The organism is uncultured Paraglaciecola sp. (assembly GCF_937123705.1).
In the GTDB taxonomy this organism is placed as follows: domain Bacteria; phylum Pseudomonadota; class Gammaproteobacteria; order Enterobacterales; family Alteromonadaceae; genus Paraglaciecola.
The window spans coordinates 1-13652 of the sequence record NZ_CAKZKO010000038.1 but is presented as its reverse complement, the minus strand read 5'-3'; the positions used below and the strand labels follow the sequence as shown (position 1 = coordinate 13652).

General features: G+C 40.3%; 14 protein-coding genes and 4 tRNA genes. 9 read left to right on the top strand and 9 right to left on the bottom strand.

The genetic code is table 11. The features are described 5' to 3' along the window. Positions 1 to 243 precede the first annotated feature (243 nt). The 6 genes from Q0688_RS06300 to uvrY all read right to left on the bottom strand — a co-directional run bounded on the left by Q0688_RS06300 (position 244) and on the right by uvrY (position 3909). Positions 244 to 330, bottom strand: a tRNA-Leu gene (locus Q0688_RS06300). Between the two features lie 47 nt (positions 331 to 377). After that, positions 378 to 451, bottom strand: a tRNA-Cys gene (locus Q0688_RS06295). Between the two features lie 44 nt (positions 452 to 495). After that, positions 496 to 570 (bottom strand) — tRNA-Gly (locus Q0688_RS06290). 191 nt (positions 571 to 761) lie between these two features. After that, positions 762 to 1325, bottom strand: coding sequence for a CDP-diacylglycerol--glycerol-3-phosphate 3-phosphatidyltransferase (pgsA, locus tag Q0688_RS06285; protein WP_299074250.1), 564 nt, complete (start codon positions 1323 to 1325; stop codon positions 762 to 764). Positions 1326 to 1417: 92 nt separating this feature from the next. Beyond that, entirely contained in the window at positions 1418 to 3250 is a 1833-nt protein-coding gene (gene uvrC / locus Q0688_RS06280) for an excinuclease ABC subunit UvrC (protein WP_299074248.1), read from the bottom strand. Between the two features lie 14 nt (positions 3251 to 3264). After that, positions 3265 to 3909, bottom strand: a complete 645-nt coding sequence (uvrY, locus tag Q0688_RS06275) for a UvrY/SirA/GacA family response regulator transcription factor (protein ID WP_299074246.1) — start codon at positions 3907 to 3909, stop codon at positions 3265 to 3267. Between the two features lie 365 nt (positions 3910 to 4274). Between uvrY and Q0688_RS06270 the strand changes: the two genes are divergently transcribed. Then, on the top strand, positions 4275 to 6080 hold the full coding sequence (locus tag Q0688_RS06270; protein ID WP_299074245.1) for an acyl-CoA dehydrogenase: 1806 nt from the start codon (positions 4275 to 4277) through the stop codon (positions 6078 to 6080). A gap of 101 nt (positions 6081 to 6181) precedes the next feature. On the opposite strand, the gene Q0688_RS06265 is transcribed toward Q0688_RS06270, so the two are convergent. The 3 genes from Q0688_RS06265 to Q0688_RS06255 form a co-directional block, all read right to left on the bottom strand. Continuing rightward, positions 6182 to 7102 carry an SDR family NAD(P)-dependent oxidoreductase gene (locus Q0688_RS06265; RefSeq protein WP_299074243.1) on the bottom strand — a complete coding sequence of 307 codons (921 nt, stop codon included), beginning with the start codon at positions 7100 to 7102 and terminating at the stop codon, positions 6182 to 6184. A gap of 46 nt (positions 7103 to 7148) precedes the next feature. Next, on the bottom strand, positions 7149 to 7613 hold the full coding sequence (locus Q0688_RS06260; RefSeq protein ID WP_299074241.1) for a MaoC family dehydratase: 465 nt from the start codon (positions 7611 to 7613) through the stop codon (positions 7149 to 7151). A 409-nt stretch (positions 7614 to 8022) separates the two neighbouring features. Beyond that, positions 8023 to 8114: transfer RNA gene (locus tag Q0688_RS06255), tRNA-Ser, on the bottom strand. 271 nt (positions 8115 to 8385) lie between these two features. On the opposite strand from Q0688_RS06255, the gene Q0688_RS06250 reads away from it, so the two are divergent. The 8 genes from Q0688_RS06250 (at position 8386) to Q0688_RS06215 (ending at position 13383) form a co-directional block, all read left to right on the top strand. Beyond that, positions 8386 to 9054: a Bax inhibitor-1/YccA family protein gene (locus Q0688_RS06250; RefSeq protein WP_299074239.1), complete on the top strand. Its 669-nt coding sequence runs from the start codon at positions 8386 to 8388 to the stop codon at positions 9052 to 9054. An 87-nt stretch (positions 9055 to 9141) separates the two neighbouring features. Further along, on the top strand, positions 9142 to 9531 hold the full coding sequence (tusD, locus tag Q0688_RS06245; RefSeq protein ID WP_299074237.1) for a sulfurtransferase complex subunit TusD: 390 nt from the start codon (positions 9142 to 9144) through the stop codon (positions 9529 to 9531). Next, a complete protein-coding gene (tusC, locus tag Q0688_RS06240) occupies positions 9531 to 9890 on the top strand; it encodes a sulfurtransferase complex subunit TusC (protein WP_299074235.1) in 360 nt (119 codons plus the stop codon). The genes tusD and tusC overlap by 1 nt, the downstream gene beginning before the upstream one ends. Next, on the top strand, positions 9890 to 10174 hold the full coding sequence (gene tusB, locus Q0688_RS06235) for a sulfurtransferase complex subunit TusB (protein WP_299074233.1): 285 nt from the start codon (positions 9890 to 9892) through the stop codon (positions 10172 to 10174). The genes tusC and tusB overlap by 1 nt, the downstream gene beginning before the upstream one ends. 3 nt (positions 10175 to 10177) lie before the next feature. Next, the gene (locus Q0688_RS06230; protein WP_299074231.1) at positions 10178 to 10516 is read left to right on the top strand and encodes a TusE/DsrC/DsvC family sulfur relay protein; all 339 of its coding nucleotides are present in this window, start codon (positions 10178 to 10180) and stop codon (positions 10514 to 10516) included. 220 nt (positions 10517 to 10736) lie between these two features. After that, on the top strand, positions 10737 to 11027 hold the full coding sequence (locus Q0688_RS06225) for a helix-turn-helix domain-containing protein (protein WP_299074229.1): 291 nt from the start codon (positions 10737 to 10739) through the stop codon (positions 11025 to 11027). Next, a complete protein-coding gene (locus Q0688_RS06220; protein WP_299074226.1) occupies positions 11017 to 12219 on the top strand; it encodes a type II toxin-antitoxin system HipA family toxin in 1203 nt (400 codons plus the stop codon). Before Q0688_RS06225 ends, Q0688_RS06220 begins: the two co-directional genes overlap by 11 nt. A 687-nt stretch (positions 12220 to 12906) precedes the next feature. Continuing rightward, a complete protein-coding gene (locus Q0688_RS06215) occupies positions 12907 to 13383 on the top strand; it encodes a hypothetical protein (protein WP_299074224.1) in 477 nt (158 codons plus the stop codon). Positions 13384 to 13652 lie beyond the last annotated feature (269 nt).

The window sequence follows — 13652 nt, the reverse complement described above, 5'->3', positions numbered from 1 at the left end:
TTTCATAGCTCTCTAATTGTTAATTTTCACCTCAAAACAAATCAGAAATACCTAATACCATAAAACCACATAAATAAGGGACCACTCAGATAAACAGCAGACACTATCCAGTGTTACTGTCAATGTTACTAATGTGTAGGAAAAAGATATCTGTAATAGAAAGCGGACAGAGTTAAAACTCAGATTAAAGCACTGATTTTATAGCGTTTTATGAATATTTATAGACTTCGGTAGAAGTTAAAATGGTGCCCGGGGCCGGACTTGAACCGGCACGTCCTTACGAACGAGGGATTTTAAATCCCTTGTGTCTACCAATTTCACCACCCGGGCATCGGGGGTACTTACTAGAAAAGTAAGCTGGTATAATTAAGCGTATTTGGAGGCGGAACCCGGAGTCGAACCGAGATACACGGATTTGCAATCCGCTGCATAGCCATTCTGCCATTCCGCCATTCCGCTGAATAAACATTTTACCATTTCTTCACCTGAAGAATTTGGAGCGGGAAACGAGATTCGAACTCGCGACCCCAACCTTGGCAAGGTTGTGCTCTACCACTGAGCTATTCCCGCTTATTTACTCTACACTTTGTTTCAGTCTTTGTGGGCCTTGCTATTGTTTCGCTTGGCTCCCTAAAACTGAGGCTGCATTCTACATCCAAAGTATTAAGTGTCAACTACAAAAAGTATGTTTTTGAACTGACTGGATAAATTTTGACTTAAACGCGCTAAATTTGCACAAATCACTATTATTGAAGGGCGAATTAAACATTTTTTTGATCATCCCAAGCTGCTTTTGTGTATATAGCCATTGACCATAAAGATAACATCGCGGCGACATATAATAAGATGTGCCCTAATGACACCCAATATATTTGAATGCCCATAAAATATTCCATGTCAGAGAGTAAACCAATTAACGCTAGCATTTGTGCCATGGTTTTGGCTTTTCCAGTAAAAGATACTTTAACTAAGTCTTGTTTACCTTGTTGTCCCATCCATTCTCTTAAGGCTGATATATAGAACTCTCTAGAAATTAACAAAATCGCAGGCAGGGTTATCCATATACTGTTGTAACTTTGAGTGATCAACAATAAGGCTGTAGATACAATGAGTTTATCTGCCACTGGGTCTAAAAACGCGCCAAATGCTGTAGTTTGATTAAGTTTTCGGGCTAAATAGCCATCAAACCAGTCTGTGATGGCTGCAAACCAAAATATAAATGCACCCGCCTGATGAGCCCATTTCCAATCTAAATAATAGACACAAACAAACACGGGTATCAGGAGTACTCTGATAATGGTAATAATATTAGGAATAGTCCACATCTAATTTTCTCTGTATTTCCTGTAATTTTAAAATAAGTATATTGCGTGATAAAACCTGGCTATTAACACACAAGCTGCGAATTTTTCAAAGCTCAATTATGAATATGATCATAAATAATTTCGGCAAGCTCACTACTTACACCGGGAACTTTTGCAATTTCTGCTTTACTGGCTTGCAATACGCCATGTAGCCCTCCCATATATTTCAGTAAGCTTTGTCGTCTTTTGGCCCCTACTCCAGGTATTGATTGTAGCTTAGAGGTGCTTTTTTCTTTTTGACGTCTTTGCCTATGCCCGGTTATTGCGAAGCGATGGGCTTCATCGCGGATATGTTGAATTAGGTGTAATGCCGCACTGTCGCCCGCCATTGGAATCGTTGCGTGGTTACCGGCCAGTATCAAGGTTTCTAGTCCTGCTTTACGAGAACTACCTTTGGCCACGCCTATTAGTATCGGCTTTTTGACTTGCTTCCAGCCTTCAAAGTAGGCTTCAGCCTGAGCGAGTTGCCCTTTACCACCATCGATAAAGAGAATATCGGGAATTTTGGTTTCATCTTTAACGTCGCGATAACGACGCGCTAGCGCTTGTGCCATTGCAGCATAGTCATCGCCTGGGGTGATACCTTCAATATTGTAGCGACGATAATCGGTTTTATAGGGCCCTTCCCTATTGAACACTACGCATGAAGCAACGGTTTGTTGCCCCGATGTATGACTGATATCAAAACATTCCATACGTTGTATGGGTTGTTCAAATTCTAATATTTGTTCTAATTCAATATAGCGAGCAAATACCGATTTTTGATGACTTTGGCGAGACTCTAAGGCCGTTTCGGCATTAGTATTGGCTAAGTCAAGGTAACGGCGTTTTTCCTCTCTGACGCCTTTATAAAACTGAACTTTTCGTCCAGCCTCTTTACTTAGCAAGGCTTCAATGGCAGCTTGTTCCGTTAATTCGCAAGGGATCACGATTTGCTGAGGAATAATTTTGTTTCCTGCTAAGTAAAACTGCAAAACAAAGGATTGAAATACTTCTGCTGCATTAGATTGTGCGGGAACTTTAGGATAAAAACTCTTGCTGCCAAGTAGTTTATTATCACGAATAAATAATCCTTGAATACTCGCAATACCATTGCGGTAGGCAAAACCAAACACATCCATTTCTTGTTGATTGCCACTGACCCATTGCTGCTCTTGAACCTTATTTAAGGCACCAATTTGATCACGATAGTTCGCCGCAGCTTCAAATTTTAATGCGCCGCTGGCTTGCTCCATTTTAGCGACTAATGAATCAATGACCTGTTTATTTTTACCTTTTAAAAATAACCGCGCGTATTCCACTTGTTGTGCATACTCTTGTTCGCTTACTAAGCCTTCTACACATGGGCCTGCACAGCGTTGTAATTGATATTGTAAACAAGGTCGCGTTCGGGCCCGATAATAACTGTCTTCGCATTGCCTAATTGGAAATAATCGTTGCATGGTACGTAAGCTCTCGCGCACCGCCCAAGCACTGGGATAAGGCCCAAAATATTCGCCTTTCGCTTTTTTGGGACCTCGGTGCGAGCTTAATCTTGGGTGTGTATGGGCAGACAAAAAGATAAAGGGATACCCTTTGTCGTCTCTTAATAAAACGTTGTATCTAGGCTTGTACTTTTTTATAAAGTTGTTTTCGAGAATAAAAGCTTCTGTTTCACTGTGCACTACAGTGACATCCATAGAACAAATTTGTTTAACCAAAGATTGTGTTTTTACGCTATCTAGCTGACTTCTAAAATAACTCGCCACACGTTTTTTTAGGTTTTTGGCTTTACCTACATAAATCACTTCTTGTTTGTGATTGTACATTCGGTATACACCTGGTTGGTTAGTCAGGTTTTTCAGAAAAGCTTGATGATCAAAATGTTCAACAGGTTTAAAACTCATTTAAAACGATATTCTTATAGTTGATCCGACGTTATCAATCCATGCCGCAATGCAAGATGAGTAAGCTCAACGTCTGTGCCGACATTTAACTTGTCAAACATTCGGTAGCGATAGGTATTGACTGTTTTAGCACTGATGTTTAGGTAAACCGCTATTTCGGGTACTTTCACGCCCTTGGTCAACATTAAGGCAATTTCTAGCTCTCGCTCAGATAAAGGTTCGAAAGGGCTACTTTCGTTTAAGTCTAGTTGCCCAAGTGCAATCTGCTGGGCTATATCGGGCGACACATACTTTTGACCCGCTGCCACTTTATAAATTGCTTTGATCATTTCTTCTGATTCAGAGTCTTTGGTTAAATAACCAAACGCCCCTAATTGCATCACTTTAGCGGGGATAGGATTTTCTCTATGAACCGATAACACTATGACACGGGTGTTCTCAGAAAAGCGTAGAATTTGTTTGGTGGCTTCTAGGCCTCCAATTCCTGGCATACTCATGTCCATTAAAACGATGTCTGGTGCATGATCACGACAAAACCTAACCGCTTCTTCTCCTTTACTGGCTTCACCTACCACATCAAAGTCAGGCACATCCTCCAAAATACGACGAATGCCTGTTCTGACAAGTTCATGGTCATCTACTAACAACAGTTTAATCAAGATAAGGATCTCTTTAATTTAATGGCAAATACATGTTCTGAGTGGGCCCCACTCTAATTATAAACCTGAGCATAATTGATTACATCACAAAACCATACAGAAACTCGCAACCAAACCAATTATCAGCATATTTTTCAACCAGATGAAATAGCTATACCATGTTAAACATGGTTATTGTTTTACCATAAACCCAAACTCTGCAAGGCAGAGTGTAAACATAAACAAAACTAATACCCATTGTGCCTATTTTGTTATTTCTTATTTGAAATACTTAATGATAATGTCTTCTTAGTAACACCTTATTTTTACGACTTTATTTATTGTTCTAGAATAACCCGCAAAACTTATCAAATTGGAAACCTAGTATGTCTGCACCCATAGTTAACCGCCGTGATTTAGAATTTTATCTCTATGAAATGTTTAATGTTGAATCCCTTACCAACAGAGACAAGTACCAAGATCACGATAAAACCACATTTAATGGTGCCATAGATACCGCACAGGCTATCGCCGAAAAATATTTTTTACCTATTCGTCAGAAAGTGGATGCAAACGAACCCACATTTGATGGCGAAAAGGTGCATTTGATTCCAGAGATTAAAGCAGGTAACGACGCAGTTGTAGAAGCAGGCTTAAGTGCGCCTGCCGCTGATTATGAAATGGGCGGGATGCAATTACCACTCGTTGCATCAAGTGCCGCCTATGCGTACCTTTCTGCTACAGCCAGTACCAGTTTGGGTTATTTATCCCTGACTAATGCAAATTGTAATTTGATTGAAGCCCATGGCACACAACAACAAATTGAAAAATGGGTACATCCCATGCGTGCAGGTCGTTTTGCAGGCACTATGGCTATGACCGAACCTGGAGCTGGTTCGGGTCTTGCCGACTTAACCACAACAGCAACAAAAGACGCCCAAGGTAATTATCGCTTAACAGGTAGTAAAATCTTTATTTCTGGCGGTGATCACGACCTTAACGAAAACATTGTGCATCTTGTACTCGCTCGCGTGAAAGGCGCACCAAAAGGCGTTAAAGGTATTTCCTTATTTATTGTGCCTAAGTTTTTAGTCAATGATGATGGTAGCTTAGGTGAGCGTAACGAAGTCGCTCTTGCTGGTTTGTTTCACAAAATGGGTGGCCGTGGTCAAACCTCAACAGCACTGAGTTTTGGTGAACAAAACGGCGCTGAGGCCTATTTAGTGGGCGAAGAAAATAAGGGCTTAATGTACATGTTTCATATGATGAATGAAGCACGTATTATGGTTGGAACAAGTGCTGCAGTTACAGCTTTAACTGGATTTCAATATTCATTAAATTACGCTAAAGAGAGACCACAAGGACGATTGTTATCTTGTAAAGATCCTGAGTCTCCACCTGTTAATATCATCGAACACCCAGATGTAAAACGTATGTTATTAACCCAAAAAGCTTATTCAGAAGGTGCCTATGCTTTGTGCTTATACGGTAACCAACTGGCCGACGACGAAACTACCGCCTTAACCTCAGAAGAACGCCTGCACGCTAAGACTGTGCTCGACTTTTTAACCCCAATTATCAAAAGCTGGCCGTCAGAATGGGGACCAAAAGCCAATGACTTAGCCATTCAAGTGTTAGGTGGCCACGGCTACACTAACGAACATCCTGTAGAGATGTTTTATCGCGACAACCGCCTTAACCCTATTCACGAGGGGACTACGGGTATTCAATCATTGGATTTATTATGCCGCAAAGTGCCCATGAATAAGTTCTCTGGTTATAACGCGTTTCTGGCTGAAATTGAGAAAACCATTGCCGAAACGACGGCTAGCGATAAATTAAGTGAGTATTCTAAATCACTTGAAAAAGCCGTTGCTAATGTGCGGGAAGTTACCCAACAAGTATTAGGGGCAGCAAGTAGCACTAACCCTGATTTAGTTTTTTCTAATTCAGTGAGCTATTTGAACATGTTTGGTCACGTCACTATTGCGTGGTTATGGCTAAAACAAGCAGCCATCGCATCACAGGCTTTGGCCGGTAATATTCATGTTGATGAACAGCACTTTTATCAAGGTAAAGTACAAGCCATGAAATATTTCTTTAACAGTGAATTACCGCTGACATATCATTGGGGTAATTTGGTTAAGAATATCGACAGTACAGCTTTTGATACCCAAACTGAGTGGTTGTAACACCAGAAAATAGTCACAACATCTAAATCAAAATAGACCTATTTCAGGTCTATTTTGATATTTTAACATTACTAAATAAGCCATCCCGCCCAGCTAAATCCTTACTTAGAGGATAAATCAACCCCAAGAAACGCAGCCGCTTTAGCCACGTATTTGTTGGTTTGCATCCAACCAGCTTTTAGTTCTTCACTGTTAGATTCATTTTCCAACTTATCCCACTGCGCCAAAATATTCTCTGGGGTTTGTTGCTCAGGAGACAAATAAATACCATCGGTTTCTTTAATAACGGCACGCGCATAGCCTCCGGCTCCACAACCTAAAATACTACGATTAGGAGCCTGTTCAGCAACCAAAGCGAGTAACCCCGTAGTGACAGATTCTACTGTCATTAATTCCAATACATTTTTGTCTTTAATCAGATCTTCCGTCATTGCTGTTCTTGCGGTTGGTGACAAACAGTTCACTTTGATGTTGTATTTCATACCTTCAATACACAAAGTATTCATTAAGCCCACTACCCCCATTTTAGCTGCACCATAATTGGCTTGACCAAAATTACCATATAATCCAGAGGAAGAAGTCGTCATCACTATTCGTCCATAGTTCTGTGCCTTCATTATATCCCATACGGCTTTTGAACAATTCGCAGAGCCCATTAAATGCACATCAACAACGAGTTGGAAATCTTCTATTGGCATATTAGCAAAGGATTTATCTCGTAAAATCCCCGCATTGTTTATCAGTAAGTCGATACGGCCCCATTTTTCAAACGTATGATCTACCATATCTTGAACTTGCGCCATATCAGCCACATTTGCACCGTTAGCTATGGCTGTACCTCCTGCCGCTTCAATTTCCGCAACCACTGCTAACGAGCCTGCTGATAACGAACCATCTTTTCCACCTAAATCGTTAACGACAACTTTTGCACCTCGAGCTGCTAGAGCCAATGCATGAGAGCGACCTAATCCAGCACCAGCGCCTGTTACTATGGCTACTTTATCGTTAAAATTTACTAACATAATCACCTCTTTTATATGAACATTTTTAGATGTTTGAGTTTGCTACTTACTGACTGACCATTATCATAGATAACCATTGTGCAGTCAGGGCCGGTTTAGATTCCCCTTCGATTTCAACTTCAACTAACCATTTCAATAAAAACTCCCCTGGTCGTTTTTCTGTATATTCCGACAAGGTCATGTTTCCTCTTACTTTACTGTTTACTTTCACCGGTTGCAGAAAACGAATTTTATCAAAGCCATAATTGATACCCATAGTGGTATTTTCAAGATGAAGTCCTGCTTCAAATGACATAGCCGACAATAGCGACAACGACAAAAAACCATGGGCTATAGTCGTGCCAAAAGGTGTTTGTTTGGCTTTTTCAGGGTCAATATGGATAAACTGATGGTCCAATGTGGTATCTGCAAAGCTATTTATTTGTTCTTGAGTAATAGTTAACCACGAAGATGTGCCAATAGTTTTACCTATATAATCAGGTAACTGAGTTGCGTTAATGATGACAGCCATAATTATTGTCCTTCGATTATTAATTAAGATGAAAAAAGTGTTAGGACTCACTCGAACAAAAATAACAGATAATACAAACTAATTGAATCATTCCATTAGTTTGGAATAAGCGTAACCGTTTGAAATAACGTTATAAAATAGAGCAATCCGATTTTTCGTCGAACTTGGGTGAACTGGTTACCTACGGTTTCTTAGTTTATTCAAATATGTTGTCGAACTACCTAGGGTCTCACCCTCGCTATGTAGAATCAGGGACAAATTTTGGGCAATAAAAAACCCGCAGTACTTGCAGGTTTCTTGGTATGTGGCGTAATGGTATTTAATGGATAAAAACACATACTGTATATTACCCCCGTATTACCCAAGTGTAGAAAGCAAAAAGCCCCGCAAGTTGCGAGGCCTTTAAATATGGCGGATAGCGAGGGATTCGAACCCCCGGTAGGTTTGACCCTACGTCTGATTTCAAGTCAGGTGCATTAAACCGAGCTCTGCCAGCTATCCTAATTTTTCTCTATTCGGTAAGGTAAACCTAAGTTTGCCGCTGCCCCGAATTGAGGATGCGAATATTAGTGACGTTTTGTGGCCTTGTAAAGCCTTAATTTAACAAAAGATACTGTTTGATTATTGTTTGAACGGTTTGCCGCTATTTACATCAAGTTACCTTTAATAAATGCAATTAAATACGGTATTACTTGAAAAAGTGAACCAAACCCCATACAAATACACTATTAGATATAGAGTTACCTTTTAATTTAAGTTTTTGGAGAAATCAATGGAACAACGCTCTTCTTATAGCAGTGCAGGTGAAGCATCTGTATTGCAAACAAATAAGGTCCTTCGTAACACTTATATGTTATTAGCGATGACATTAACCTTTAGTGCAGTCTGTGCTGGATTCGCTATGGCAGCAGGTTTAGGCCGAGGCGCAGCCATGATGATGAGTCTTGGTGCCTTAGTTATGATTTTCTTTTTGAATAAAGCGGCGCAAAGCTCAATGGGCATAGTGTTTGTGTTTGTGTTCACTGGGTTATTAGGTGCGTCTTTAGGGCCGATGTTAAATCATTACGCGGGCTTCCCAGGTGGTTCGGGTTTGATCCTACAAGCGTTAGGTTGTACTGCTTTGGTATTCTTTGGTTTGTCTGGCTATGTATTAACTACTAAGAAAGACTTTTCCTTTATGGGCGGTTTTTTATTAGTAGGGCTAATTGTTGCGGTTGTGGCATCACTGGCTAATATCTTTTTTGCCATACCAGCCCTTAGCCTTGCGATAAGTGCAGCCATTGTATTTATTATGTCGGGTTTTATCTTGTTTGATACGAGCCGTATTATTAACGGTGGCGAAACCAACTATATTCGCGCCACGGTTTCTATGTATTTGAATTTGTATAACTTGTTCACCTCTATCTTGCATCTTCTAGGTGCGTTTGGTGGCGATGATTAATTCCCACACGAATTAAATTTTAGAACGCCTCAGCTTGCTGGGGCGTTTTTTTATGTTACATTTGCCAAAAGCGTTCAAAATAAAACTATGTCGTCATTTACCCTGTTAGTTACATCCGCCCCCTACTCTAGCCAAAGTGCGTATAGCGCTTATAGGTTCGCCTTGGCCGCTGTTGCTTCATCACATCAAGTGAATGGGGTTTTCTTCTACCAAGACGGCACCTTAAATGGCAATGCTCTTCAGCAGTTATCGTCAGATGAATATGATTTACATGAAGCTTGGAAAAAGGTTTCAGCCGAGCACAACATCCCATTAATGGTGTGTGTTAGTGCGGCAACCAAGCGGGGTATTACTAATGCTCAAGATGCAGAAGAAGCAGATCAACTTCATCACAGCCTATCGACAGAGTTTCAATCAGTAGGCTTGGGAGATTTAGCCATATTGCTAAGTGAAAGCGATAGAATGGTGCAATTTTAATGGCCGCTAGTATCGCCATCGTAAATAAATCGGCACCCTATGGATCAATTAACGGGCAAGAAAGCCTAGATATGGCGCTAGCCATGAGCAATTTCGGCCAAGAGGTCAGTCTGTTTTTTATTGAAGACGCAGTGTTTCAATTAGTAAAGCAGCAAACCCCCGATAAAATTGATCACAAGGCGTATCACAAAACCTTTGCTGCGCTGAACTTCTACGACATCGACAATATTTACGTTTGCCAACACAGTTTGCAAAAGCGCAACCTATCAGAAGCCGACTTATGCATTGATGTTACCTTAATTAAACCCTCCCAACTAACGGGCTTACTGGCCAGCAGCAACCACGTGATGGTGTTTTGATGATTTTGCATAAAGTATCAACTAGCCCCTTTGCTGATAACGGTATATCGCAATGTTTAGGGCGAATTCAGCCTACTGACAAGTTATTACTCACCCAAGATGCGGTGTATGCCATGCAAAATTCAGATATAACAGATGCGTTACAATCTTTAGGACAAATTTACCTGTTGGAAGACGACACTCAAGCCAGAGGATTAACCATCAAAAACAATCTTTTCAAAGCTATTTCCTATGCAGAATTTGTTGATTTAACCCTTGAATGCAAACAAGTGATAAGTTGGTAGCCCATGGATTATAGTTTTGAATTTAATGGCCAAACCTATGCGGTAGATAAAGCCGGGTACTTACTAAAAGTAGAGGATTGGCAAGTCGAATTAGCGCCAATATTAGCCGCAACAGAAAACATTGAATTAACCGAAAACCACTGGGAAGTCGTCAAATTTGTACGCCAGTTTTACCTTGAATTTAACACCAGCCCAGCAATGCGAGCCTTAGTCAAAGCCATGGCCAACGAATTTGGCCCCGAAAAAGGCAATAGCCGATACTTGTTTAAACTCTTTCCTAAAGGCCCAGCCAAACAAGCCACTAAAATAGCCGGATTGCCTAAGCCGGCTAAGTGTTTGTAAGTGAATAAGCTCGTCTGAATTAGTCCTTTGGAGATATTTTAGACATTTCAAAGAGCCTAATTCCACAGATTACAAAATGATATGATGAGTGGCTAGATAACCTCACCGATATGCTTAATAAATTAAACACATGGCATATAACGCATGATTTAATAAACATTTACTTTCCAATCAACATGCCCTATATTTCAAGCATAAGCCAACTTATAGTTGAAATATCATGCATAAAACCCAAATTCTACTCAAATCTATAGGTGAACTGGTTAAAAACACCAGAAGCACAATTATGGATCAAGCAGAATTAGGTACTCGTGTAGGCGTTGGTCGCAATACTATTTCTTCAATAGAGAATGGTAAAAGTGTTAACGCACAATCACTATTTTTAGTGCTTGAACATCTAGATATTATTGATGACCTTCAAGCAGCCATCGAGCAACAGCAAAACAACACAACCTCTAAACTTAGTCGTAAATCTCGAAAACCAGTAGCAGAATTAGACAATGACTTCTAAAGCCTATGTATTTATTGACGGCCTAGAAGATAACCCTATTGTTTGTGGCGTTATTCAAATAGATGAAGAAGCAAAAACTGGCCGTTTCCGTTATGGTAAAAGTTACCTTAATCGCTCTAATGCTTTTGCGCTCGATCCCGTAAACTTACCCTTATCCGAAAAGGAACTGTCGACCCAATTCAATAAAGGGTTATTTGGCGCTTTATCAGATGCTGGTGCAGATTCATGGGGTAAAAAAGTCATTTTGTCGCTGCACACCACCAAGCCTAGAAATGCTTTAGAATTTTTACTGGCAGGCTCTGGTATGGGTGTAGGCTCACTGGTATTTAGCCTTTCAAGTAGCCAATCAAAACCCAAATACAACAAGAACTCCCTTGCCGATTTACCTATGCTACTCAAGGCTAAAGATGCCATTCTTACAGATAAAGACATTCCCCAAGAAGCCAAACTAGCATTTGAATATGGCTCAAGCATGGGGGGCGCTAGGCCAAAAACCATTATTCAAAATGGTGAAATTTCCTATCTAGCCAAATTCAACCGCCTCGATGACGTGGTAAACGTAGTTAAAGTCGAACATGCCACCATGAATATGCTAGCTGAACTTCCCTGCCGAGTGGCTAAAACTCAGGTGCAGCCATCACCAAACGGAGATGTGTTACTAGTCGAACGTTTTGATTTGCATAACGGCAAACCTAATTGCCATTACTTAAGTGCCAACTCAATATTCAATCAAAACAAGGTGAATACATCGGTACTCAGCAGCATTTATACCTACGGCTACTTAGCCGAATTCATCATGAAAAATGGCGCCGAACCCAAAGACGCCCATGACCTATATTACCGAATGGTATTCAACGTTTTACTCGGTAACACCGACGACCACTCCCGTAACCATGCGCTTATATACCCTTTCGAAAAAGCACACTGGCGGTTATCACCTGCTTTTGACGTTTTGCCTATCAACAACTCTGCACAACATGGTATAGGTATTGGCAATGATGGTAGAGAAGGCACAATCAATAACCTACTCAGCCAATCAATTCGTTTTGGCCTAAAACCATTTAAAACTAAAAAAATAATAGATGAAGTACGCCAGCTTACTCAAGAATGGCAAACCTACTTTCTCAAGCAAAACGTCGGCACTGGCGATATAGAACGATTAAAAGCAATCATTCCAACTTTTAAAAATTAGCAGGTCGCCATTGTTGGTTGATGCTTAAACGCTACAGCAAAGCTATGTAACTACCGAATTTTAGCCACGGAGCGCACAAAGATCACAGAGGGGAATGATATGTTCATTTAAATCATTGGGTTGTAATTTAATTTGACTGCGATCTCATTAATTACAGTTAGTTAAAAACCCTGTAAAAACAAAAAGCATGTCCTAGCGGACACATCATCCATGATGTATTTGAAATGGCATCCTTGCCACACCAGTTACTTTTTTTTGCTCGCACAAAGTAAAGTAACCAAAAAAAATGCGCCCTTACTACCGCTCAAAAGATCCTATAAAAAGACAAAAAAGCACGGTCGTCTTCATGTGCTCCCAGCACACAAAACTTAATTTTCTATCCATGAAAATTAACCGCACTTTTTTGTCTTTTTATAGGCCGCACTACATAGGGAATAAAATCAAGAGCGGTGGCAGAGCCACCTAAAAGCACCATGGCTGTTATATACAAATTTCGTGTCGCATCCGTATATATGCAAGATTTTGTACAATTGCCGTATTTTCACAAGGCTCAAATAAGCACGGTCAAAAATCTTAGCGTTTGCAATAACTTACGCCCAATGCTAAAAACCTATAAATAAATCAAACGCAAAGCCCCGTGTTTAAAAGCGGGTCTTTGCGTCTTATTAATATTGTTAGGTTTCAAATATGGATTTGCAGGATTCTTTTCTAAAGGTGTTCGAAGGAGAGGATGATGTTGGCGTAGTAATCCGCTCACATATCATCATAGAACAGCAACTCAATATATTGCTAAGCAAGCTCGTAGTAAGTGAGAAGCATCTTTTGCAGATGAGGTTAGGTTACTCTGAAACAGTAAAACTGGCTATTTCACTTGGATTGAATTCAAAGTTTGATATACCTCTCACAACCTTGGGTACTCTTCGTAACAAGTTTGCGCATGAGCTGCGACCAAGTATTTCAAAGGCAGATGTTAATAATTTATACAATTCACTGGAAGGCGCTGAAAAAGCAACCTTGAATTCATTGGTAAAGGAAGTTGGATTAGAGATGGAAGCGCCCATTGCTCATAAAAAACTTTCACCGAAACAACAGTATGTGAATATAGTTATTTTGCTGGCAACAGCATTGCAAAAAGGGATTAGCGAAGCTACTAATGAAACCTAACAAAACAATAAACAACATTCGCTTCGCTCATTGGGAAAAAGCCTCGCTGTCGCTCAGCTTTTCCCGTTATTGTAGGCGTTAGATGTCCATAAACTTAGAGGAATACTTAACATGACAATTGAGAAGAAAACTTATCGAAGTGGCCCATTCAAGAATTTCATTGCACAAGGTACTCGAGTTGAAAATATTCTTTATATGGCAGGACAAGTTGGGATAGATAGTAACGGAACGGTTCCTCTAGACATTGCCGAACAAACAGCTATCGCCTA

Excerpts from the sequence above, each read along its gene's own strand:
- Q0688_RS06220 (WP_299074226.1), top strand. The coding sequence starts at position 11,017 with ATGACTTCTAAAGCCTATGTATTTATTGACGGCCTAGAAGATAACCCT.
- Q0688_RS06260 (WP_299074241.1), bottom strand. The coding sequence starts at position 7,613 with ATGGCTGTCATCATTAACGCAACTCAGTTACCTGATTATATAGGTAAA.
- Q0688_RS06225 (WP_299074229.1), top strand. The coding sequence starts at position 10,737 with ATGCATAAAACCCAAATTCTACTCAAATCTATAGGTGAACTGGTTAAA.
- uvrC (WP_299074248.1), bottom strand. The coding sequence starts at position 3,250 with ATGAGTTTTAAACCTGTTGAACATTTTGATCATCAAGCTTTTCTGAAA.
- tusC (WP_299074235.1), top strand. The coding sequence starts at position 9,531 with ATGGCCGCTAGTATCGCCATCGTAAATAAATCGGCACCCTATGGATCA.
- tusB (WP_299074233.1), top strand. The coding sequence starts at position 9,890 with ATGATTTTGCATAAAGTATCAACTAGCCCCTTTGCTGATAACGGTATA.
- tusD (WP_299074237.1), top strand. The coding sequence starts at position 9,142 with ATGTCGTCATTTACCCTGTTAGTTACATCCGCCCCCTACTCTAGCCAA.
- Q0688_RS06230 (WP_299074231.1), top strand. The coding sequence starts at position 10,178 with ATGGATTATAGTTTTGAATTTAATGGCCAAACCTATGCGGTAGATAAA.
- Q0688_RS06270 (WP_299074245.1), top strand. The coding sequence starts at position 4,275 with ATGTCTGCACCCATAGTTAACCGCCGTGATTTAGAATTTTATCTCTAT.
- Q0688_RS06250 (WP_299074239.1), top strand. The coding sequence starts at position 8,386 with ATGGAACAACGCTCTTCTTATAGCAGTGCAGGTGAAGCATCTGTATTG.
- Q0688_RS06215 (WP_299074224.1), top strand. The coding sequence starts at position 12,907 with ATGGATTTGCAGGATTCTTTTCTAAAGGTGTTCGAAGGAGAGGATGAT.
- Q0688_RS06265 (WP_299074243.1), bottom strand. The coding sequence starts at position 7,102 with ATGTTAGTAAATTTTAACGATAAAGTAGCCATAGTAACAGGCGCTGGT.
- pgsA (WP_299074250.1), bottom strand. The coding sequence starts at position 1,325 with ATGTGGACTATTCCTAATATTATTACCATTATCAGAGTACTCCTGATA.